Source organism: Pseudoalteromonas sp. MelDa3 (assembly GCF_002863625.1).
Taxonomy (GTDB): Bacteria; Pseudomonadota; Gammaproteobacteria; order Enterobacterales; family Alteromonadaceae; genus Pseudoalteromonas; species Pseudoalteromonas arctica.
Window position 1 is genome coordinate 1 of the sequence record NZ_PJBR01000021.1, and the last position, 22,416, is coordinate 22,416.

Here is a 22,416-nt window from a genome sequence, read left to right on the forward strand (position 1 = left end):
ATTCACCATGAAAAAAATAGCACTATCTTTAACAATATTGCTTGGTGCGTTGTCAGCAAGCAACGCAACAGCATTTGATGGCGATGTAAACGCAGGTAAAGAAAAATCAGCAACGTGTGCGGCTTGTCACGGCCCAGACGGTAATGCGCCGGTTAATATTTACCCTAAAATTGCAGGTCAACATCCAGATTATATCCTTAAGCAACTTCAGGATTTAAAATTAGGTATGACATCAGGCGGCAAAGAAGGGCGTATGGATCCAGTAATGAGCGCTATGGCTATGCCACTTAGCGAGCAAGACATGCAAGATCTAGCTGCTTATTTTTCTTCAATGAACATGTCTGAAGGTGCTACACCTAAAGATGTTGTTGAAGTTGGCGAGATGCTTTTTAAAGCAGGCGATGCAGAACGTGGAATTCCATCATGTGCAGCATGTCATGGCCCACGTGGTAATGGCTCGTCACTTGCTAAGTTTCCAAAAATTTCTTTTCAGCATCCAGGATATATCAAGGCTCAACTTGAAAAATTCCGTGATGGTACTCGTCATAATGACTTAAATGGCATGATGGGCGATATTGCAAAAAAATTAACAGATAAAGACATCGAAGTACTTTCTCAGTATTTAGGTGGCTTACACTAAAGTCGTATTTATTTAGCAGTTAATAATAAATAAACTACAATGTGTTAAAAAAAGCAGCCTAGGCTGCTTTTTTTGTGTCAAAAATTAACGATATCGTCCGTTTCAATGTAAGACATTGACCATGTCTGGTTGTAAGAAAAGTCTTCTTTTCATTTTTTATTATTGATTAACTTATTGTAATTTATGTTTATTTTTATATCTCAATGTAATAAAGATAATAAAAGTTATATAAACCAGTTGTAACAAAATCATTAACGAGTAAATTAACCACTGTCGCAAAACAACAATAACAAAACGGAAATAACTACCAAGGAAAGTAACGCGGCATGACTACATAGCATAAGATTAGTGCTACTAAAGGAAATAATAAAAAAGTGTCAGGATGACCGAAAATAATAAAAAACTCATGGAAGTTTAATAATAAAAAAAAATGGAATGTAACAAGGAACGTAAAAATAATAACAATACGGACTGATAATAATAAAAATAATAAAGACTAAAAAAAGTCGAAGGGAGAAGTGTCCAGATAATGGCGCTCAGATTAGCAGGCGGTAGAGATGTTTTCTCTACCGCCTTTTTATTTGTCCTGTTACAATACCCACCGTTTAAAATTAGCGATTAATTAGCTAAGGCGCTTTTAAATGAGAGACCCAACCTCTAAGCGCAAACTGAATTCTTCTGGCTAGGCCAGCACTGCGATGCCCATTAATTTGCGCTTCGCTCAAAACCTCTTAAGTGAGATGATCAAGATATGAGTAGAACTAAAAAGTCACGCAAAAGCCCAGCAAACGGACCTGTTCGTTTAAGCCAAGATAAGCTTAAAGAAATGCGCGCATTAAAAGAGCAGCGAGTTAAAAAAACCAAAGGCGCTAAGCCAGGTTCTCGTAACGCGCCAGATTTACTAGATAGCGAAAGCCATAATGCTGGTCACGCGCCTAAAGATAAGCGTGTAGGCAGTAAAAAGCCGGTACCATTAATTGCAACTGCGCCTGAGCCTAAAGTTGAAATGAAACGCAACTTAAAGCCAACTATTGAGCTGAAAAAGGTAATCGAGCCTGAATTTACACCTGAACAAGAGCTAGAAGCACTTGAGAATGACGAGCGTTTACTTAAATTAGTAGAGCGTCATGAAGAAGGTGAAATGCTAACTGGTAAAGATGCTAAGTACTTTAATAGCCGTATTGCTCGTCATCAGGCGCTATGTGAAATTCTTGGTATTGAAGACGAGGATGAAGACGAATTTGAAGATGACCTTGAAGATGATATTGAAAGCAAAGGCAATTCTGATTTCGATCAATACTTATCTGACGATTTAGCCAACGAATGGTTAGATGAAGACGACAAATAGTAAGGATAAATAATGAGTACCGCGGTAATTTTAGCCTTACTTTTAGGCGCTGCTATAATAGTTGGTCTGGCATTTTATGCGGGTCAGTTGCTGTATAAGTTAAATGCGCAAAAAAAGTTAATTGCTAAAACGCAGGCTGAACAAAAGCAAAAGCTTGAGAAGTCGCGTTTAAAGCGAAATGCCAAACTAGCCGATAGTATTCATTTAATTGCGCGTGCAATGAATGAAGAGCAGTGTGAGTTTTCTGAAGGCTGTTTACGTATTTGGGTACTTATGTCTCAATATGGCTTTGAGAGCGAGCGTGATTTAACGACACAATATCCTGGCATTTATAAAATGTACCAGGTAGTTAAAGAAATGCCGACACACGATGCACGTAAAAAATATGCTAAAAAAGAGATTTTTAAGCTAGATAAGGCTCGCTGGCAAGCTGAAGAAACACTTAAAGATGAAGTTAAAGCCGATTGCGCTAAAATTATCATCGAGTTTAAAGCCGCTCCTGGCAGCGATAAAGTGGTTTTTAACTAGCTTTAATTTTTCTAGTACTCAAAAAAAGCAGACCTTGGTCTGCTTTTTTTATGCGTAAAAATTTTCATACTAATTGCATTAAATTAGTGATCTGCTAAATCACTCGTGAAAAACGCGTCGCATTTATTTGTTTTTGTAAATGAGCATCGAAGCACATGCAAATAATACGAATGAATAAGTTGCCGCGTGGCGTTACGCTAATTTTATTATCATTTATAGTGACTAGTTCATCTTTTATAAGTGGCGTAAGCGCAATTAATGCATCCTCAAAGTAGTCATTAAATATAAGCGCATGCTTTTCGCTAAAGTCTTGTATATCTAATTCAAACTGGCAAATGAGCTGCTTAATTGCATCAGCACGAATTACATCATCATGTGTTAAGTGCATACCTTTATTAAGAGCACAGCCGATTTGTGTTTCTACGCTGTGGTAATAATGTTTTAATTCTTTTTGATTTTGTAAAATGGCAGTGCCAATTTGTGAAATTGATGATACGCCTAAGCCTAATAAATCACAATTTCCATGTGTTGTATAACCTTGAAAATTACGATGTAACTTGCCTTCATTTTGCGCAATAGCTAGTTCGTTATCGGTTTTTGCAAAGTGGTCCATACCAATAAATTGATAGCCTGCTTGCGTCATCTGCTCCAGCGTGTTTTTAAACATAGTGAGTTTATTATGTGCATTGGGTAAATCTGCATCTTTAATCTTACGCTGTGCGGCAAAGCGCTCTGGTAAATGCGCGTAGTTAAACACCGATACTCGGTCAGGGCTTAACTCAATAAGTTGCTCTATAGTTTGCTTAAAGCTCTCTGGCGTTTGCAGAGGAAGCCCGTAAATCATATCTGCATTAATAGATTGAAATCCCAGCTCGCGAGCTTGTGTAATTAATTGCTTAACCGTATCTGCATTTTGCGGGCGATTAACAGCAAGTTGCACGTCGTCGTTAAAGTCTTGAATCCCAAATGAGACACGGTTAAAGCCAAGCATTCTTAAATCAACAAGCATATTATCGGCAAGTGAGCGTGGGTCTATTTCAATGCCGCGCTCTGTTGTGCTTGTAAAATTAAAGTGCTGCTCTAAAAGCTTAATTAGACGAGTCATTTGTTTTGCGGTTAAAAAGGTGGGAGTACCGCCACCTAAATGTAATTGCTCAACCGTGTAGTTTTTAAATAAATGAGCTTGGGCAGTAATTTCTTTTGCTAAAAAGTCGAGATACGTATCGGCCTTAGATTGATGGCGGGTAATTATTTTATTACAGCCACAGTAGTAGCAAAGCTGGCTACAAAACGGGATATGAATATATAGAGAGAGTGAACGACTCGTTGACGATTCTACAGCGCTTAGTAGGTCTTGTTGTTGATACCCATCACGCAGTGATAGAGCGGTGGGGTACGAGGTATAACGCGGGCCAGACACATTATATTTGTTTATTAGGGTTTGATCCCAGTGTGGAAGTTTAATCATCACGCGCACCTAAGTATTTATTTAGGGGGTGATTATAAAAAAGTACGCAGTGAGGCGGTTTGATCTATAACAAAAAAGGTGCCGAAGCACCTTTTTTAATAAAATATCAATTAATGCGGTCTAATTAATACGTAACAGTATGGGCATCTTTGAGATATTGAAATAACTCTTTATAACCTTTACCCGGCTTTTCAGCTTTCGCTTCTTTCGCCGCATTACGAACCAATTGACGCATTTGCTGACGATCAAGAGACGGAAACTGTTCAATAGTCTCATTGATAAGGTCATCACCTTGTTCAATTAGGTCTGAACGTAATTGCTCAATTTTTTTGACCAATACTTCAGCTTGGTTATTTTTATTAAGCATTACATCGATAATCGCTCTAATAGCGTCAATGTTTTCTACAGTACGCAACGTTTTAGCGATGTAGTTTAAGTGACGGCGGTACGCGTCACTTTTATTACTTATTTTATCAGCAACAACCATTGCCGCTTTTAAATCGTCATTTAATGGCAGGCGTTCGCGCTGTTTTTTACCCATTTTGGCAATTTCAGTACCTAACTGATGAAACTCTTGCGCTTCGCGCTTAAGCTCCGTTCTTGATACATATTCAATTTCTTCTTCAATTTCAGCAGGCTTGCCTTTTTTCTTTGCCATGGGGTGCTCTTAAATAAAAATAACTTTTGCCATTATACATGAATATGATACTTAGGAATATTAGCTGATGTGATGCATTGAGTGTGTTAGCATTTAAATATAAGAAATGCGTGCATTATGCCTCTAAGGCTCAGGACTTAATTTATGAAAAGCCAACAAAACGATCCAATTTATTCTCAAATATCGCAAGTTAAAGATGCGGTAGCAGAAGTACTCGAACATGCTAAAAAATTAGGCGCTACAGCTGCAGAAGCTGCCATGTCTAGCACGTCTGGTTTATCGGTTAGTACACGAATGGGTGAAGTAGAAACCATTGAGTTTAACCAAGACGGCGGCTTAGGCATTAGTGTATATGTTGGTAATAATAAAGGCTCAGCATCGACAGCTGATTTAAATCCAAAAACATTGCGCATGGTAGTCGAAAAAGCGATTGATATAGCCAAATTTACATCGGATGACCCATTTAACGGCGTTGCTGACAAAGAGTTACTTGAATTTAATCCTAAAGATTTAGATTTATACCATCCTTGGGATGTAAGCCCTGAAGAAGGTATTGAGCTTTGTCATGCTGCTGAGCAAGCTGCATTAAACGCAGATGAGCGCATTGTTAACTCTGATGGTGCGAGTTTTTCATCTCACCAAGGATTACGTGTTTATGGTAACAGCCATGGTTTGATAACGGGCTTTCCACGCACTCGTCATAGCATTAGTACGATGGTAATAGGTCAAGATGGCGAGCAGATGCAACGCGACTCTGCTTATACTGTTGCACGCGATCAAGTGGGTTTAAATGACGCAGCAGCAGTTGGGCTTGAAGCAGCAGCTGAAACGCTAGCTAAATTAAATAGCCAAAAGTTAGGCACAATGAAAGTGCCTGTTATTTTTAGAGCCGATATTGCAAATTCATTGTTTGGTCACTTAGTGTCGGCAATAGGTGGTGGCGCACTTTATCGTAAATCAAGTTTTTTACTTGATAGCTTAGGCACACAAGTATTTAGTAATTGTGTGAATATTGCTGAGCGCCCACATATTTTAAAAGGGTTGGCATCATCACCGTTTGATAGCGAAGGTGTTAAAACATTCGATAGAGAAATTATTCAAGGTGGCGAGCTACAAACTTATTTATTAGCAAGTTATGCCGCGCGTAAAATGAATATGACCCCAACAGGACATGCTGGCGGTATACATAACTGGCTTGTTGAGCAAACTCATAACGATTTAACTGCACTATTAAAAACGATGGGCACCGGCTTATTAGTTACAGAGCTAATGGGGCAGGGCGTAAATACCGTAACGGGTGATTACTCTCGTGGTGCTGCTGGTTTTTGGGTTGAAAATGGTGAAATTCAATATCCTGTAAGCGAAATTACCATTGCTGGTAATTTAAAAGATATGTTTAAAGGCATATCTGCTATTGGTGGTGACATCGAACGCCGTGGTGGTATTCAAACTGGCTCAGTATTAATAGAGCAAATGCAAATAGCCGGCGCGTAGTATTAATACGCAGTGTATACTTAGACCTAGAGTATTATCTCTGGGTCTAAGTGAGCTTTTACGAGGTGTAAAATGGCTAAAGATAGATATGCACCAAAACCGCTAACCGATATTATGGCGGGGTTAAATAATCGTTTATCGGCTTATGCAGGCAAAAGCCAAGCACTTGATACACAGCAAACCCTATTAAAAGATTTTTTAGGCCCTAAGTTGGGTGATAAATGCCGAGTCAGCAATTACCGAGACGGTACGCTAATGATAGAGGCGGTATCTGCACCTATCGCGCTTAGGCTTAATTATTTAAAAATGGATATGCTTTCACATTTTAGAGCTGCCGGAATGGCAGAGCTCGGGCAAATAAAAATAACTGCAAATCCTCAAGCAACTCAGAGATTAAGTACAGCGAATAAGTCGGGCAGTCCTGCAGTTACCAACTCACGTAAAATGAGTGAGCAAACAGCTGATTACTTAAACGCGATAGCATCTTCTGCACCCCCTTCTTTAAAAGAAAAACTAGAGCGTTTAGCGCTTCACGGAAAAAATAAAAGTAAGTCTTAACTACCCACCATCTTGTTATTGGTGGGGCTAATTTGGCAGCTCACCGCATTCAAAATACTTTGTTACATATTCCATTTTATTGTTGGCTTAATGAGGTTTATGATACTGCGTGGGCTTTATATTGATCGAAAGCTCTTTGATACCCATTCCATTAAGTAAAAGCGTGTAGGCAGTGCTATTTTTACTCCTGCTATATTCAAGAATTTAATGGAGTTGGTATGTGATACCAACCTGCATAAGTCTTTGATCAATTTAACGAATTAAATTGCACTATAACGTCGTTAAAAATTTTTTATTTAGAGCAACTAGATACAAAAACTTTTGCCTGGTTCTAGCGTAATTTTCTTAACGTTAAATAGACCCCATATATAAGCAGATTGGTATGATTCAATTCTAACTAACAAACGGAATAATTATGAATAAAGTAACAATGGCTGCTGCAAGTATCGCACTTGCGCTTGGCTTGGTAGGTTGTGGTGAAAAACAACAAGAAACAAAAGTAACCGACACTCCAGTAGTAACAGCACCCGCTGAAAAACCACTAGAGCTTGGTATTGAATTAGCTAATATGGATAGTTCAGTACGCGCACAAGACGATTTTTACTACCATGTAAATGGTCAGTGGTTAGCTAAAACTGAAATACCAGGTGATAAATCTAACTACGGTTCTTTTTCGCAGTTATATGATGAGTCGCAAAAAGCGATGAAAATAGCCCTTGAAAGTGCAGCCGCAAACAAAGCCGCTAAAAAAGGCAGTGATGAGTACAAAATTGGTGCATTTTATAAAAGCTATATGAATAAAGATGCGCGTAATGAGCTAGGTATTACGCCATTACAACCGTCATTAGATACAATTGATAGCGTTAAATCTAAAGCTGATTTAGTGGGTTTAATGGCTAAAATTCAAAAACAAGGCGGTACTTTACCGTTTGGTTGGTTTGTAAATAACGATGCTAAAAACTCAAGCGAGTATGCATTGTATTTATCTCAGTCGGGTCTTGGTTTACCAGATCGTGACTATTACTTAAAAGATGACGAAAAATTCACTAAAATCCGCGCTTCTTACGAGCAATACATCACTGATGTTTTAGCTAAGTCAGGCGTTAAAAATGCAGCAGAAGCTGCTAAGAGCGTACTTGCATTTGAAAAAACACTAGCTGATGCTCAGTGGAGCCGTGTGCAAAGCCGTGATGCAACTAAATCTTATAACAAGATGACAGTAGCAGATGCAAGCAAGCTGATGGGTGACCTTGATTTAGCTGCATTCTTTAAAGATGCTGGCGTGAGTGCAAGTGACATTATTGTACGTCAACCTAGCTATTTAGAAGCACTTGCTACTATTTACAAAGACACTGATTTAGCGACGTGGAAAAGCTACTTAAAATTTCATTTTGTAAGTGGTTATGCAGAGCTACTTAGTGAAGATTTAGTTAACCTTAACTTTGACTTTTACAGCACAACACTTCGTGGCGTAGAAGAACAAGCACCTCTTTGGAAACAAGCGGTTGATGCATCTAACAGTGTACTTGGTGAAATTTTAGGTAAGGTATACGTTAAAGATAACTTCCCGCCAGAAGCTAAAGCACGCATGGAAGAATTAGTTGATAACGTAATTAAAGGTTACGGTGTTGCTATTGAAAATCTTGAGTGGATGAGCCCTGAAACAAAGCTTGCAGCGAAAGAAAAACTAGACAAATTTACGCCTAAAATTGGTTACCCAGACACGTGGAAAGATTACTCAGAGCTAGATATTAACTCAGATGAGCTAGTAGGTAACTACATTCGTTATAGCGAATGGGCATACGCAGACATGATTGCTAAATTGGGTAAACCAGTTGATCGCTCTGAGTGGCACATGACTCCGCAAACAGTAAATGCGTATTACAATCCAGTAAACAACGAAATTGTATTTCCAGCAGCTATTTTACAACCGCCATTCTTTAATTTAGAAGCGGATGATGCTGTAAACTACGGCGCAATTGGTGCAGTAATTGGGCATGAGCTTGGTCATGGTTTTGACGACCAAGGTGCTAAATACGACGGTGATGGCAACTTACGTAACTGGTGGAGTGAGACTGACCTTAAGCAATTTGAAGAGCGTACAGCGGCTTTAGTTGCACAGTATAACGAATATAAACCGTTTGAAGATGCAAGTGTTAATGGCGAGCTAACGCTTGGCGAAAATATTGGTGACTTAGGTGGCTTAACGGTTGCGCATAAAGCGTATATGCTGTCTTTAGGTGATAAAAAATCACCAGTGATTGATGGTTACACAGGCGATCAACGCTTCTTTATGGGGTGGTCACAAATTTGGCGTCGTAACTATCGCGATGAAGAGTTACGTAATCGTTTATTAACAGACCCTCATTCACCAAGTCACTACCGTGTAATCGGTATCTTGTCGAATATGCCTGAGTTTTACGAAGCGTTTGACGTAAAAGAAGGTGATAAAATGTATATCAAACCAGAAGATCGCGTAAAAATCTGGTAATTGCATATAAACAACAAAAAACCAGTAAGTTTTTTAGCTTACTGGTTTTTTTATATCTTGAATTTGTAAATAACCTGAACTATGGATAATAAATCTATCTCAAGCAGCTAGTTTCAGCGCTAACTGCGTTGAATTTACTTGCAATAGGCCAGCTATTGACGCGTAAATTCGCCTTGTTTTCAATAAAAATCTCTGGCTAGAGAAAATAAATTTAAATATCACCATGATTCAATACGTTAATAAATCTCTTAACCAGAGTTCAGGTTAAATAAGCTTTAGCTCATCAAGCATTGGTGCATCCATTTTTCGTTACTGAGTATATTTTTATAAAGCGCGAGTTGGTTTTGTGCTCGCTCTAAATTATGCTCTGCATGAGCCACTTTAAAGTACACATCGTTATTTAAGTAATCAGTTAAAAAGCGCACACTTAACATGAGCGGCATTATTTTAGCGCCTAACAGCAGGCTTTCTTGTTCTTTTGTACTCATGCCGCTTTTTAATGGCGTTACATAGCCTTTAACAATGGCTGAAAATATATCTTTTCGAATAATAACGTTGTGCAAGTTTGTTGAATCCTCGGCTTCGGGGGAGCAGAAAGTGCGTACCATGTCGCCAAAATCATAAAGCCTAAATCCCGCCATGCAGGTATCTAAATCAATCACTGCTTTTGCTTTGTGAGTTGCACTACAAAACAGCATATTATTTATTTTTGTATCGTTATGACACACTCTAAGCGGTATCTGCTTAGCTATATTACTAAGCTCAGTAATTAAATGCTGCTGTGATAAGCAATATTCTATTTCGTCAGCGCAGTGCTTTACTCTATTTACAGAGTTATTTGTGATTGCGGTATTTAATTGCTCAAAGCGCATCGCTAAGTTATGAAAATCAGGAATTACAGTATGTAGTTGTTGTGTATCAAAATCTTGTAATGCATGAGCAAATACGCCAAAGGCGTAAGCCGCTTGCTCGCTCTGTTGCGCATTTTTAACAACGTCTTCGCTGTAACTGTCACTAATATAGTTGAGGACGCGATAATGCGCGCTATCAATTTCTATTAAGTGTTCGTTGTTTTGTATGGCTATATGCTTAACTGTTTCAAGGGGGTAGTTGCTTTGTAGTTGTTTGGTATTTAAATGCTGCTCAATTAGTTTTGCATTACTTACTAACTGAGCAGGGTATTTAAATACCTCAGTATTAAGTTTTTGCACAATAAACTGTTTATCAATACACGTAAGTAGCCATGTACTATTTATATGGCCGCTACCAATCACACTAACTTGAGTTAACTCAGTATTTAATGCTAATTGTTCGCTTAGCTTATTTTGTATTGAGATGTTCATTGTGCTCACTTGTACCTAGTTTATTATGCGTATCGGGCTACTATTTTTTCGATAATTTCAGCATTAGCTTCAGGAAAATCATAATTTTCTAATTCACTAATTGCTACCCATTCACTAGGTTGCCCTTCAGCGCCATGTGCTTCACCGCTAAAGTTACTTACTACGTGTACATCTAATTTAACGCACTTATCGCCGTAGTCATGTTCAATCACCATAAGTTGACTAGAGCTGTGAATTGTTAATCCAACTTCTTCAATAAGCTCGCGTTTAAGTGCAACAAAAACACTTTCACCTGCTTCTACTTTGCCACCAGGAAATTCCCATAAACCGCCTTGATGTTGTTCATCTGCACGTTTACAAATGAATATAGCGTTATTTTTCTTAATAACACCAACAGCTACATGTACAATTTCTATAGTCATTACTTTAAAACTCCATAAAAAAAGCGACGCTAGCGCCGCTTTTTAATAAGCTAATAACAATATTGGGCTATTTTAATTTACCGCAACATTGTTTGAATTTTTGACCTGATTTACAAGGACAAGGGTCATTACGACCTACTTTTGGTTCTGTACGAGCCATTACAGTAGCTGTTTCTGGTGCTGGCGCTTCGCCACCTACTTGCTCAGCTTCTTCATGTTGGTATTCGCGAGGAGCATTTTCACTTTTACGGTGTTGCTCTTCTACTTTTTCAACATCTTCTTCTGCGCGTACTTGTACTTTACTTAGGATGCTTACAACATCTACTTTCAAGTTTTCAAGCATTTCAGAAAACAGCTCAAACGATTCACGCTTATACTCTTGCTTAGGATTCTTTTGCGCGTAACCACGTAAATGAATACCTTGACGTAAGTGATCCATAGCAGCAAGGTGATCTTTCCAATGCTGATCAAGACTTTGTAGCATAATCGCTTTTTCGAATTGACGTAAAACAGAATCGCCAACTTGCTCTTCTTTTTGCTTGTACGACTGCTCAACCGCCTGCTCAATACGCTCACGAAGTTTTTCTTCGTATAGTTTATTGTCATCTGCTAACCACTGAGTGATTGGCAACTCAAGTAAGAAGTCTTGTTTTAAACGCTCTTCAAGGCCAGGAATATCCCACATTTCAGCAAGGCTTTGTGGTGCAATGTACTGATCAATTACACTAGCAAGAACATCACCACGAATTGCTGTGATAGTTTCTGAAATATCGCCTTCTTCAAGTAGCTCATTACGTTGAGAGTAAACAACGCGACGTTGATCGTTTGCTACATCATCGTACTCAAGCAATTGCTTACGAACATCAAAGTTACGTGCTTCTACTTTACGCTGTGCATTTTCAATCGCACGGTTTACCCATGGATGTTCAATTGCTTCACCGCGTTGCATACCTAGTTTACGCATCATGTTAGTCATGCGTTCACCAGCGAAGATACGCATTAATGCATCGTCCATCGATAGGTAGAAACGGCTAGAACCGGCGTCACCTTGACGACCAGAACGACCACGTAATTGGTTATCTATACGACGAGATTCGTGACGTTCAGTACCAATGATATGTAAACCGCCAGCATCAATTACCGCATCATGGCGAATTTTCCAAGCTGCTTTAATTTCAGCAATTTGCTCAGCAGTTGGGTTCTCAAGTTTTTCAACTTCACTGTTCCAGTTACCACCTAACACGATATCGGTACCACGACCGGCCATGTTGGTTGCAATTGTTACTGTACCGGGTAGGCCAGCATCTGAAACGATATCTGCTTCTTGCGCATGAAACTTGGCATTAAGTACGTTGTGCTTAATTTTTTCTTTGCGTAAAAACTGTGATAAATACTCAGAACTTTCAATTGAAATAGTACCTACAAGTACCGGTTGTCCGCGGTCTTGGCAGTCTTTAATGTCAATTAAAATTGCTTCGTATTTTTCTTCTTGCGTTAGGTAAACTAAGTCGGCGCGATCATCACGAACCATTGGCTTATTAGTTGGCATAACAACAGTATCTAGGCCGTAGATAGATTGAAACTCAAAAGCTTCAGTATCGGCAGTACCTGTCATACCTGCTAATGTTTCGTATAAACGGAAGTAGTTTTGGAACGTAATAGATGCAAGTGTTTGGTTTTCGTTCTGAATATTTACACCTTCTTTAGCTTCAACAGCTTGGTGTAAACCTTCTGACCAACGACGACCTTCCATTGAACGACCAGTATGCTCATCGATAATGATTACTTCGTTTTCTTTTACTACGTAATCAACATCTTTTTGGTATAGCTTGTGGGCACGAAGGGCGGCATAAACGTGACTTAGTAGCGTAATGCTTGCTGCTGAGTAAAGCGAATCGCCTTCTTCAATTAAGCCGCGTTCAGTAAGTAGCTCTTCTACTTTAATTTGACCACGTTCTGTTAAATGAACTTGCTTAGACTTTTCATCAATAGTGTAATCGCCGTCGCCTTCAACACCTTCTTCGTCTTCTTTTTCTTGAAGTTCAAGTAAAGGAACGATGGTATTTATTTCAGTGTATAGCTCAGAGCTGTCCTCAGCTGGGCCTGAAATAATAAGCGGAGTACGCGCTTCATCAATTAAGATTGAATCCACTTCATCGACTACGGCATAAAATAATGGACGCTGAACACGTTCATCAATGCTAAAAGCCATATTATCGCGAAGGTAGTCAAAACCAAATTCGTTATTTGTACCGTACGTAATGTCAGCAGTATAAGCTAGCTTCTTCTGCTGTGGCATCATACCCGGTACGTTACAGCCTACAGTAAGGCCTAAAAATTCAAATAACGCACGGTTGGTTTCAGCATCACGTTTAGCAAGGTAGTCATTCACAGTAATTACGTGAACACCTTTGCCTGTTAAGCCGTTTAAATAAGCTGGTAGGGTAGCTGTTAGTGTTTTACCTTCACCGGTACGCATTTCTGCAATGCGACCTTGATGTAAAACCATACCACCTAATAACTGCACGTCGAAATGACGCATGCCATTTACACGCTTTGACGCTTCACGTACCACAGCAAAAGCTTCAGGTAGGATATCGTCAAGGCCTTGTCCGTTATCGTAACGTTCTCTAAACTCAGCTGTTTTAGCTCTTAAATCTTCATCAGAAAGCGCTTCAAGTTGCGTTTCTAGCGCATTGATTAGCGCGACCGTCTTTCTTAAGTTTTTAATAGTGCGGTCATTGCGACTACCAAAAAGCTTGGTAAATAAATTAGATATCATGATAAAACCGTTACAATGTATTCTTTGTCAGCCGAGTATCGGCTAACCCATTTTTAACAATTGGTAATTAATATGTGCTTTTAAATAACACTTAGAACATATTAATTAGCAATATTGTATTAAACCGCTCAAAAAGCACTGTTTATTACGTGCGCTACTATACCAGACTCTGCCAAACAACAAACTATCTCAATAAAAAGATCTGTGTATAAAATCGAAAAATTTGATCTGGTTCGTAAAAATAACTTTGTATTATTCAATTACAGTAGAAATAGCAGCGAACTGTAAAGATATGGTGCTAAATAAATTAAAAACAAGGGTTATAGCTGCGCTTAAGTTTGACGCTTAAACACAGCTATTAAATGAGTGTTTTATAATTTAAATTGGTTAACCGTTTTGTTAAGTGCTGCAGCTAAATCACTTAAGTCACGAGCTTCGTCAGCGAGGGTATGTGCATGGTCAGCGGTACTGTTCACTAAGTTATTAATTGCCGAAAGGCTCGTATTAATATCTTCAGCAACGACTGTTTGCTCCTCAGTTGACGTGGCTATTTGATGACTTTGGTCTTGTACTTTAGTGACCGACTGCGCAATATTGTGAAGTGAGCTAAGTACTTCTTTAGTTTGCAGTACTGAGCCCTCGGTTTGATCTTGTCCTTGTTGCATCATCACTGAGGCCTGTTGAGCTATTTGCTGCAAGCGCGAAATCATATTACGAATATCGTCAGTTGATTCTTGTGTGCGACTTGCTAGTGAGCGTACTTCATCAGCAACAACGGCAAAGCCTCGACCGTGTTCACCGGCACGAGCTGCCTCTATAGCCGCATTAAGTGCAAGTAAGTTGGTTTGATCGGCTATTGAATTAATTACGTCGACTAGCGCACCAATATTATTACTTTCTTGCTCAAGGCCTGCTACCACTTTAGATGCTTCACCAATATGTAGCGCAAGTTCAGTCATTACTTTTTGCGCCTGTGTAGAACGGCTTGCACCTTCTGCTGTAATTGCCTGAACTTCTTCAGCTGCGTTATTTGTATGTTGTGCATTACGTGATATTTCAAGCACAGTAGTCGCCATTTCAGTTACCGCGGCGCTGACGCTATCAACTTGCTGCTTCTCTTGCTGAATTTCAGAATTAGTTTGCTCAGAAACATGTCTTAGCTGAGCTGCTGCATTACTTAGCTGTTCTGCTTGCGCTGCGGTTTCTAGCATCATGGCGCGTAATTTATCAATAAAAGTGTTCATATGATTGGCCAGCTGTCCCACTTCATCTTGGCTATTAATATCAATTTTTTGAGTAAGGTCGCCTTCACCCGATGCTATATCACGCATAATGTGCGTAAGTGTTGTGATGGGTTTTGAAATCATATGGGTAGCCCATAAAATCATGGCTAATATAATAATTAAGATAATAACTACTGCAGTTGTTGTTGCGGTTACTGCGGCATTTACGGGCTCTTCAATCATGCTAGTCGGAATAAGTAGACCTACATACCAATCTATATGAGGCTGCTCTAGCTGCAGACGATGGTAAACCACATAAAACTGCTCACCTTTAAAAGTAACCATTTGGCTGCCTTTAAGGTTATTTCGCATTTGTGTATTTAATTCTTTAAAGCCTGCTGTATCTGTAAATTGTTGCTCAAGCGCATCGAGTCCTTCTTTACCGTTTGCACCTTCATCTGTAATTGAAAGTTTGTGTCCAGTGGCTTTTGAAAAGTGAACTACTTTTTGATTTCCATCGAGTAAAAATCCATAACCTTGGCCGTTAAAGCGAATATTTTCGACCATGTCGTTAATTTTGTTTAGTTGTAAATCAACACCGCCCATACCAATGAGTTTACGCTGTGCGTTATAAACAGGTTGTTGTACTACTGCAGATGCTACGCCTGTGGTTAAATCAACAGAGATTGGACCTACGTAAAGTTTGTTAACTTGCATGGCTTCTTGCCACCAACCACGCTTGTAGGCGTAATAAGGCTGGCCGTTGTAGTGACTTGTACGTTCATTTTCTTTAAAGTATTCACCGGTGGTTGCTGAGGCAAAAAAGGCCGATAAGATGTTTTCGTCGTTTGAGCTTAAACGCACAAAGTCTTGGTTTACTTCGTTGTAACCTGGCGCGCTTTCGAGTGCTTGATCGCGAGTATCCCAATTTTCAAAAAAATTGATTAAATGTGGGTTATTAACAAAGGTTGATACCATTTTACCGTACATCGCAAAGTAACTTTGCATTGAAAGTTGCTCGGTCTGTAGATAACTTTGTGCTTCGTTTTCTATGTTTTCTCTAGAGAGATTAGCAATGTGTTTAACAAAAAATGTTGAGGCGATAATTAGTAAAACGGTAATTGTTCCACCAATCAATAATAATATTTTCTTCCGTAATGATAAATTATTTAGCATGAGTGCGCATATTTTTATTATTTATGAAATTATATCTAATCATATCTTACTTAAAATCTCTATAAAGTTAGATAGAAAGAACTAATTATGCGTTTAAAATAAAGGCTTATACAAAAATGACAAATAAAAGTAATAAATTAGTAGTATTAGGTGCAGGTTGGTTAGGGCATGTTTTATGCGTAAGTGCGCAAAAAACTGATTGGCAAGTACAAGGAACGCATAGAACAGATATACACGAGTTTGATTTTGAGCGTCAGTTTACACTTGAAGATGGGCAATTAAGACATCAAGTTGATTTACAAAATGCTTATTGGGTATGTGCTATTCCACCACGTAGCAGGCACAGTGAAAGTAATTATCCTGAAACACTCACCGCAGCGCTTAAGCTCTCAAAGGAGTTAAACGCAAAGGGCTTTTTATTATGCTCATCAACCGGGGTATACGATCAAGAGCCTGGTGTATATAGCGAAAGTTGCGATATTTCATGCACAAACGAGCGCCAAATAAAGCTCTATGAGGCAGAAGAGCAAGTACTTGAGCAAGACGGGAAAGTGCTGCGTTTAGCTGGATTACTAGGGCCTAATAGAGAACCGGGTCGTTTTGTGGCAGGCAAAGAGCTTAATACATCAAGTGAGCAAGTAGTAAATATGGTGCATCAACAAGATGTAATTAATGCTGTTTTTGCGGTGATAGAGCACTGGCAAGTAGGGCAAAATATTTATAATGTTGTTAATCCTGCGCACCCAACAAAAGCTGAATACTACGCAGTGAAGTGTGCAGAACATGGTGGCGAGTTACCACGCTTTACCAGTGATGATAAAGCTGAGCGCAAAGTTATTGGCTCAGCTATTGAAGCGCTAGGCTTTACTTACCAATATGGTATTTAATATGCTGAAGGCAGGGGACTGCTCTCTATGAAGTCGCATAGCTTACCTTCACTTAGTAATGTATTAGCAGCTTCGATATCGGGAGCAAAGTAGCGGTCTTTATCATAGTAACTTACATGCTCGCGTAACAACGCTTTAGCGCTTTGCACTTTATGTGATGGTTCAAGCGGCTTTCTAAATTCTAGCCCTTGAACCGATGCTAACCATTCTATTGCCAAAACACCTTGGGTATTATTGGCCATTTCATCTAAGCGCCTTGCTGCAAAGGTTGCCATAGAAACATGATCTTCTTGATTTGCAGATGTAGGCAAGCTATCGACCGAAGCCGGATGTGCTAATGATTTGTTTTCTGACGCAAGCGCTGCTGCGGTAACTTGGGCAATCATAAATCCTGAATTTACCCCGCCGTTTTCAACTAAAAATGGCGGTAATTTGGATAGGTTTGAATCGATAAGTAATGCAATTCGCCTTTCTGCTAATGCACCAATTTCGGCAATTGCGATAGCTAAGTTATCGGCGGCCATTGCAACTGGCTCTGCATGAAAGTTACCTCCCGATATTATGTCGCCTACATCGGCAAAAACTAGCGGATTATCGGTTACACCGTTTGACTCGCATAACAATACTTCTGCGGCTTGGCGTATTTGAGTTAGGCAAGCACCTAGCACTTGAGGTTGGCAGCGAAGGCAGTATGGATCTTGTACTTTTTCACAATTTACGTGGGAATCACTAATTTGAGAGTGCGTATCGAGTAGCTCTCTAAATACTTGAGCGGTGTCTATTTGTCCGCGCTGACCACGAATATCATGAATACGTGCATCAAATGGCGCGCGACTACCCATTGCAGCTTCTATGCTTATCGAGCCGATAACGCAGCTCTGTGCATATAAGTTCTCGCTTCTAAATAGGCCTTGTAGTGCAAACGCAGTCGACGCTTGTGTACCATTTAATAATGCTAAGCCTTCTTTAGCTGCAAGGGTAAGAGGTTCAAGCCCCGCTATTTTTAACCCTTGTGCTGCACTAATTATTTTTCCTTTATGTCGCATTTGACCTTCAGCTAATAAAGGTAGGCACATATGCGCAAGAGGGGCTAAATCCCCCGATGCCCCCACAGAGCCCTTTTTAGGCACGCACGGATATACTTCGCTACTAAGCAGCTGCATAAAAAATTGGATTACTTGCAGGCGAATACCCGAGTAGCCGCGCGAAAGCGAGTTTACTTTTAAGGTGATCATTAACCTTACTGTGCTGTCATCCATGTATTCGCCAATGCCCGCAGCGTGTGAAAGCACAATGGAGCGCTGTAATAATTCAAGTTCGTCGTCGGCTATTTTGGTATTAGCTAATAACCCAAACCCGGTGTTAATCCCGTATACAGTGCGGTGCTCATTAATAACGTTTTGAACGGTTTGCGCGCTTGCTGCTATTTGCGATTCAGCATGCTTTGCAAGGCTTAACTTTACCGGTGAATTATTAATTTTTCTCAGTGTGTTTAAATTAAGTGAGCCTGGTGTGAGAGTAAGTTCGAACATGATCATTCCTCGTTTAGCATAGGTAGGTCTAACTTTTGTTCTTTGGCGCAGTTCTTTGCTATGTCGTATCCAGCATCAGCATGGCGCATTACACCCGTTGCAGGGTCGTTCCAAAGTACGCGAGCAATACGCTCTTTAGCTTCATTTGTACCATCGGCAACAATAACCACACCAGAGTGCTGACTAAAGCCCATACCTACACCGCCGCCATGATGAAGGGACACCCAAGTAGCGCCACTTGCTGTATTAAGCAGTGCATTGAGTAATGGCCAATCCGATACCGCATCAGAGCCATCTTTCATACTTTCTGTTTCGCGGTTAGGGCTGGCAACTGAGCCAGAGTCGAGGTGGTCACGACCAATAACGATAGGGGCTTTAAGTTCGCCATTTTTAACCATTTCGTTAAAGGCCAATGCAAGGCGTGCTCTATCTTTTAAACCTACCCAACAAATACGTGCAGGTAGCCCTTGAAATTGAATACGTTCACGGGCCATATCAAGCCAGTTATGCAAATGTGCATCATCAGGAATAAGCTCTTTTACTTTTGCATCGGTTTTATAAATATCTTCTGGATCGCCTGATAGTGCTACCCATCTAAATGGTCCAATACCTTCACAAAATAAAGGGCGAATATAGGCGGGTACAAATCCAGGAAAATCAAACGCGTTGGTAACACCTTCATCAAACGCCATTTGACGAATATTATTTCCGTAATCAGTAGTGGCGGCACCCGCTTTTTGCAGCGCCAGCATGGCTCTAACTTGGACTGCCATTGATTGTTTAGCAGCTTTTACTACCGCTTTTGGATCTTGCTCACGCATTTTTGCTGCGTGCTCCATTGTCCAGTTTTGTGGTAAGTAACCATTTAATGGATCGTGAGCTGATGTTTGATCTGTGACTACATCAGGTGTAATACCTGTTTTAACCAGTGTACTAAATACATCGGCAGCGTTACCAAGTAGGCCAACTGATAGGGCTTCACCTTTTATGCACGCATCGGTTATTAATTGCAGTGCGTGTTCAAGGTTCGCTGCTTTTACATCAACGTAGCCTGTTTTTATACGAAAATCGATACGGCTTTCATCACATTCAACAACTAGCGCACTAAACCCAGCCATTGTAGCGGCAAGTGGTTGCGCACCGCCCATACCACCAAGGCCACCCGTTAATACCCACTTACCTTTAGCACTGCCTGAAAAATGTTGCTTTGCCATGGCTATAAAGGTCTCGTAAGTGCCTTGTACAATGCCTTGCGAGCCAATATAAATCCAAGAACCCGCTGTCATTTGCCCGTACATCATCAAGCCTTTTTTATCGAGCTCGTTAAAGTGCTCCCAATTCGCCCAGTGTGGAACAAGGTTTGAGTTGGCAATAAGTACACGAGGGGCATTACTGTGGGTTTTAAATACACCAACGGGTTTTCCTGATTGTACAAGCAGAGTTTCGTCGTTTTCGAGTCTATCGAGGGTTTCTATAATTTTGTCATAACTTGGCCAATCACGAGCTGCTCGGCCAATACCACCATATACAACAAGTGCATGAGGATGTTCTGCAACTTCAGGGTCTAGATTATTCATTAGCATGCGCTTAGCAGCTTCAGTTTGCCAGCTTTTAGCACTTATTTTATCGCCATGAGGTGCACGTATTACGCGACTTGTGTCGAGTCGGTTGTTCATGTTTTGCTCCTGTTGTATATACAAGGTGATTTGTTATAAAAAAAGCGCAGTAAGCGCTATTGTTTGTTATTTTTTAAATGTTAAGTGTCCACCTAAGCGATATTTACTGCCTGGTGATACAAGGCGCGCAAAGCTTACAATGCCGTTAATAGACCATGTGCGTCGAATAACTTGTAAGCATGGCTCTTCGTTATATAAATTTAACCATTGGCACATTTCGCTGTTTGGCATAATAGCCTCTACGGTATGCCTCGCTTGGGTAAGTGGTGCAACACTAGATAGATACTCATGAGGTGTAAGCGTGCTAAAGTCTTGTTGTAAGTAACCAGCCGCAAGCGCAGGGTTTACAAAACGCTCTTCTAGCTGCAAGGGGCTGTCGTTTTCGTTATGCACGAGTACACTTCGATATACAACACTGTCAATCTCAACACCAAGCGCAATGGCAATAGGTGCGACTGCATTTATTGATTCAAGTATGAGTACACTACAGGTGTAGTTGCCGTTACGTTCTTTTACTTCATCAGCAATGTTTTTTATTTCGAGTAACGATGACTGCGATTTAAATGTGGCTACAAATGTACCTAACCCTTGGCTGCGGGTTAAAATACCTGCCTCGGTTAATTCGCTTAGTGCTCGGCGGGCTGTCATTCTGCTGACACTAAATTGACTACTTAGTTCGTTTTCAGAGGGAACACGTTGGTTTTCTTGCCACGTACCGCTGCGAATTTTATCAACAATGAATTGTTTTATTTGCGCAAATTTAGGTGTCGTCATTAAATTTATGGTTACATTAAAAATAAACTATATAAATAAGATGACACAATTATCTTGTATATACAAGATGGGTTGTTAGACTATATTTTCATCACTCTGGGCGTAAAAAGGGCTGCAAAATGCAAAGTACAACAAAAAATTATGAGTTAGAAGAAATCGACTTACTTTTAACTGATGCCAATATTGCCACTATGGATAGCAATATAAATGCCCCTTATGGCGCAATCGAAAATGCTGCTATAGCTATTAAAAATGGTAAAATTGCGTGGATTGGAGAGCAATCAACGTTGCCCAGTTTTGATGTGTTTGCAACGCCGACATTGAGTATAAAAGGGCAGTGGTTAACGCCGGGCTTAATAGATTGTCATACGCATCTAGTGTTTGCAGGTTCAAGATCGCAAGAGTTTGAGCAGCGCTTGCAGGGTGTAAGTTATGAGCAAATTGCGGCACAAGGCGGTGGCATAGCAAGTACGGTTAAAGCGACGAGAGCAGCCGACCGTGAACAATTGTTTGTTGATGCAAAAGATCGCTTAAATACGTTGTTAAAAGAAGGTGTAACCACCGTTGAAATAAAGTCGGGCTATGGGCTAGATACTGAAAACGAGATAAAAATATTAGAAGTAGCTCGTTTATTAGGTGAGCATCATCCTATTGATATTAAAACTACTTTTTTAGGGGCGCATGCTCTACCGCCTGAATACAAAGGCCGTGCTGATGAATATATTGATTTGGTATGTACTGACATGCTTGATCAGGTAGTGGCTAATAATCTTGCTGATGCAGTCGATGTATTTTGTGAAAATGTAGGCTTTAGTTATTCGCAAACCAAACGTGTTTTCCAGGCGGCTAAAAAGCATAACCTCCCAGTAAAATGCCATGCTGAGCAGTTATCTAATCAACATGGTGCTGAGCTGGTGGCGCAGTTCAATGGCCTTTCGGCAGATCATATTGAGCATCTCGATGAAGAGGGTGTAAAAGCCATGGCAAACGCTGGGACGGTCGCGGTGTTATTGCCCGGTGCATTTTATTTTTTAAGAGAAACTAAATTCCCACCTATTGAGTTACTTAATCAATATAAAGTACCTATAGCTATTGCGAGTGATTTTAATCCTGGCACTTCACCGCTGTGCTCAGTGCACTTGATGATGAATATGGCATGCACATTGTTTAGATTAACACCCGAGCAAGCATTGGCAGGTGTTACTTGCAATGCTGCTAAAGCACTAGGGTTAGACGACCGTGGTATTTTAAAGGTTGGTGCAAGAGCTGATATTGCGCATTGGCAAATAAGTCATCCATCACAATTAAGTTACCAATTTGGCGTAAATAAACTGTTAAATTTATGGATTTTGGGTAGAATTAACTAATTTTTATTATTTTTACCCACATATAACCTGGTTTAAACTTTTTTAGCGA

17 protein-coding genes are annotated in these 22,416 nt (G+C 40.0%); 8 read left to right on the top strand and 9 right to left on the bottom strand.

What is annotated here, in order from left to right; all coding sequences use genetic code 11:
- Positions 1–7 precede the first annotated feature (7 nt).
- The 3 genes from CXF89_RS06425 (at position 8) to CXF89_RS06435 (ending at position 2,516) form a co-directional block, all read left to right on the top strand.
- Positions 8–640, top strand: coding sequence for a c-type cytochrome (locus CXF89_RS06425; protein ID WP_121954120.1), 633 nt, complete (start codon positions 8–10; stop codon positions 638–640).
- Positions 641–1,391: 751 nt separating this feature from the next.
- The gene (yihI, locus tag CXF89_RS06430) at positions 1,392–1,988 is read left to right on the top strand and encodes a Der GTPase-activating protein YihI (RefSeq protein WP_007582074.1); all 597 of its coding nucleotides are present in this window, start codon (positions 1,392–1,394) and stop codon (positions 1,986–1,988) included.
- A 12-nt stretch (positions 1,989–2,000) separates the two neighbouring features.
- Positions 2,001–2,516, top strand: coding sequence for a DUF2489 domain-containing protein (locus CXF89_RS06435; RefSeq protein WP_010553820.1), 516 nt, complete (start codon positions 2,001–2,003; stop codon positions 2,514–2,516).
- 94 nt (positions 2,517–2,610) lie between these two features.
- Here CXF89_RS06435 and hemN read toward each other — a convergent pair whose 3' ends face one another.
- Both hemN and yjgA read right to left on the bottom strand, forming a co-directional pair.
- Complete coding sequence (gene hemN, locus CXF89_RS06440; RefSeq protein WP_121954121.1) at positions 2,611–3,984, bottom strand: oxygen-independent coproporphyrinogen III oxidase; 1,374 nt, start codon at positions 3,982–3,984, stop codon at positions 2,611–2,613.
- A gap of 124 nt (positions 3,985–4,108) precedes the next feature.
- Positions 4,109–4,642: a ribosome biogenesis factor YjgA gene (gene yjgA / locus CXF89_RS06445; protein WP_007582068.1), complete on the bottom strand. Its 534-nt coding sequence runs from the start codon at positions 4,640–4,642 to the stop codon at positions 4,109–4,111.
- A gap of 144 nt (positions 4,643–4,786) precedes the next feature.
- Between yjgA and pmbA the strand changes: the two genes are divergently transcribed.
- From pmbA to CXF89_RS06460, 3 genes are all read left to right on the top strand, one after another.
- Entirely contained in the window at positions 4,787–6,136 is a 1,350-nt protein-coding gene (gene pmbA / locus CXF89_RS06450; protein ID WP_121954122.1) for a metalloprotease PmbA, read from the top strand.
- A 72-nt stretch (positions 6,137–6,208) separates the two neighbouring features.
- Positions 6,209–6,694: a DUF721 domain-containing protein gene (locus CXF89_RS06455; RefSeq protein WP_024589904.1), complete on the top strand. Its 486-nt coding sequence runs from the start codon at positions 6,209–6,211 to the stop codon at positions 6,692–6,694.
- 415 nt (positions 6,695–7,109) lie between these two features.
- The gene (locus tag CXF89_RS06460; protein WP_121954123.1) at positions 7,110–9,185 is read left to right on the top strand and encodes a M13 family metallopeptidase; all 2,076 of its coding nucleotides are present in this window, start codon (positions 7,110–7,112) and stop codon (positions 9,183–9,185) included.
- A gap of 275 nt (positions 9,186–9,460) precedes the next feature.
- On the opposite strand, the gene CXF89_RS06465 is transcribed toward CXF89_RS06460, so the two are convergent.
- The 4 genes from CXF89_RS06465 to CXF89_RS06480 form a co-directional block, all read right to left on the bottom strand.
- Complete coding sequence (locus tag CXF89_RS06465; protein WP_121954124.1) at positions 9,461–10,528, bottom strand: phosphotransferase enzyme family protein; 1,068 nt, start codon at positions 10,526–10,528, stop codon at positions 9,461–9,463.
- A 23-nt stretch (positions 10,529–10,551) separates the two neighbouring features.
- The gene (gene mutT / locus CXF89_RS06470; protein WP_007582062.1) at positions 10,552–10,950 is read right to left on the bottom strand and encodes an 8-oxo-dGTP diphosphatase MutT; all 399 of its coding nucleotides are present in this window, start codon (positions 10,948–10,950) and stop codon (positions 10,552–10,554) included.
- A 67-nt stretch (positions 10,951–11,017) separates the two neighbouring features.
- A complete protein-coding gene (secA, locus tag CXF89_RS06475) occupies positions 11,018–13,732 on the bottom strand; it encodes a preprotein translocase subunit SecA (RefSeq protein ID WP_007582061.1) in 2,715 nt (904 codons plus the stop codon).
- A 371-nt stretch (positions 13,733–14,103) separates the two neighbouring features.
- Positions 14,104–16,131, bottom strand: coding sequence for a methyl-accepting chemotaxis protein (locus CXF89_RS06480; protein WP_121954125.1), 2,028 nt, complete (start codon positions 16,129–16,131; stop codon positions 14,104–14,106).
- 116 nt (positions 16,132–16,247) lie between these two features.
- Between CXF89_RS06480 and CXF89_RS06485 the strand changes: the two genes are divergently transcribed.
- Complete coding sequence (locus CXF89_RS06485; protein WP_121954126.1) at positions 16,248–17,018, top strand: Rossmann-fold NAD(P)-binding domain-containing protein; 771 nt, start codon at positions 16,248–16,250, stop codon at positions 17,016–17,018.
- On the opposite strand, the gene hutH is transcribed toward CXF89_RS06485, so the two are convergent.
- The 3 genes from hutH to hutC form a co-directional block, all read right to left on the bottom strand.
- Positions 17,015–18,550 carry a histidine ammonia-lyase gene (gene hutH / locus CXF89_RS06490; RefSeq protein ID WP_121954127.1) on the bottom strand — a complete coding sequence of 512 codons (1,536 nt, stop codon included), beginning with the start codon at positions 18,548–18,550 and terminating at the stop codon, positions 17,015–17,017. The genes CXF89_RS06485 and hutH overlap by 4 nt on opposite strands.
- A 2-nt stretch (positions 18,551–18,552) precedes the next feature.
- Positions 18,553–20,226, bottom strand: a complete 1,674-nt coding sequence (hutU, locus tag CXF89_RS06495; protein WP_121954128.1) for a urocanate hydratase — start codon at positions 20,224–20,226, stop codon at positions 18,553–18,555.
- 66 nt (positions 20,227–20,292) lie between these two features.
- Positions 20,293–21,000 carry a histidine utilization repressor gene (gene hutC, locus CXF89_RS06500; protein WP_007582045.1) on the bottom strand — a complete coding sequence of 236 codons (708 nt, stop codon included), beginning with the start codon at positions 20,998–21,000 and terminating at the stop codon, positions 20,293–20,295.
- 119 nt (positions 21,001–21,119) lie between these two features.
- On the opposite strand from hutC, the gene hutI reads away from it, so the two are divergent.
- Positions 21,120–22,367: an imidazolonepropionase gene (gene hutI / locus CXF89_RS06505; RefSeq protein WP_121954129.1), complete on the top strand. Its 1,248-nt coding sequence runs from the start codon at positions 21,120–21,122 to the stop codon at positions 22,365–22,367.
- The last annotated feature ends 49 nt before the right edge of the window (positions 22,368–22,416 follow it).

Coding starts and splice junctions, on each gene's coding strand:
- CXF89_RS06425 (WP_121954120.1), top strand. CDS start 8: ATGAAAAAAATAGCACTATCTTTAACAATATTGCTTGGTGCGTTGTCA.
- yihI (WP_007582074.1), top strand. CDS start 1,392: ATGAGTAGAACTAAAAAGTCACGCAAAAGCCCAGCAAACGGACCTGTT.
- CXF89_RS06435 (WP_010553820.1), top strand. CDS start 2,001: ATGAGTACCGCGGTAATTTTAGCCTTACTTTTAGGCGCTGCTATAATA.
- hemN (WP_121954121.1), bottom strand. CDS start 3,984: ATGATTAAACTTCCACACTGGGATCAAACCCTAATAAACAAATATAAT.
- yjgA (WP_007582068.1), bottom strand. CDS start 4,642: ATGGCAAAGAAAAAAGGCAAGCCTGCTGAAATTGAAGAAGAAATTGAA.
- pmbA (WP_121954122.1), top strand. CDS start 4,787: ATGAAAAGCCAACAAAACGATCCAATTTATTCTCAAATATCGCAAGTT.
- CXF89_RS06455 (WP_024589904.1), top strand. CDS start 6,209: ATGGCTAAAGATAGATATGCACCAAAACCGCTAACCGATATTATGGCG.
- CXF89_RS06460 (WP_121954123.1), top strand. CDS start 7,110: ATGAATAAAGTAACAATGGCTGCTGCAAGTATCGCACTTGCGCTTGGC.
- CXF89_RS06465 (WP_121954124.1), bottom strand. CDS start 10,528: ATGAACATCTCAATACAAAATAAGCTAAGCGAACAATTAGCATTAAAT.
- mutT (WP_007582062.1), bottom strand. CDS start 10,950: ATGACTATAGAAATTGTACATGTAGCTGTTGGTGTTATTAAGAAAAAT.
- secA (WP_007582061.1), bottom strand. CDS start 13,732: ATGATATCTAATTTATTTACCAAGCTTTTTGGTAGTCGCAATGACCGC.
- CXF89_RS06480 (WP_121954125.1), bottom strand. CDS start 16,131: ATGCTAAATAATTTATCATTACGGAAGAAAATATTATTATTGATTGGT.
- CXF89_RS06485 (WP_121954126.1), top strand. CDS start 16,248: ATGACAAATAAAAGTAATAAATTAGTAGTATTAGGTGCAGGTTGGTTA.
- hutH (WP_121954127.1), bottom strand. CDS start 18,550: ATGTTCGAACTTACTCTCACACCAGGCTCACTTAATTTAAACACACTG.
- hutU (WP_121954128.1), bottom strand. CDS start 20,226: ATGAACAACCGACTCGACACAAGTCGCGTAATACGTGCACCTCATGGC.
- hutC (WP_007582045.1), bottom strand. CDS start 21,000: ATGACGACACCTAAATTTGCGCAAATAAAACAATTCATTGTTGATAAA.
- hutI (WP_121954129.1), top strand. CDS start 21,120: ATGCAAAGTACAACAAAAAATTATGAGTTAGAAGAAATCGACTTACTT.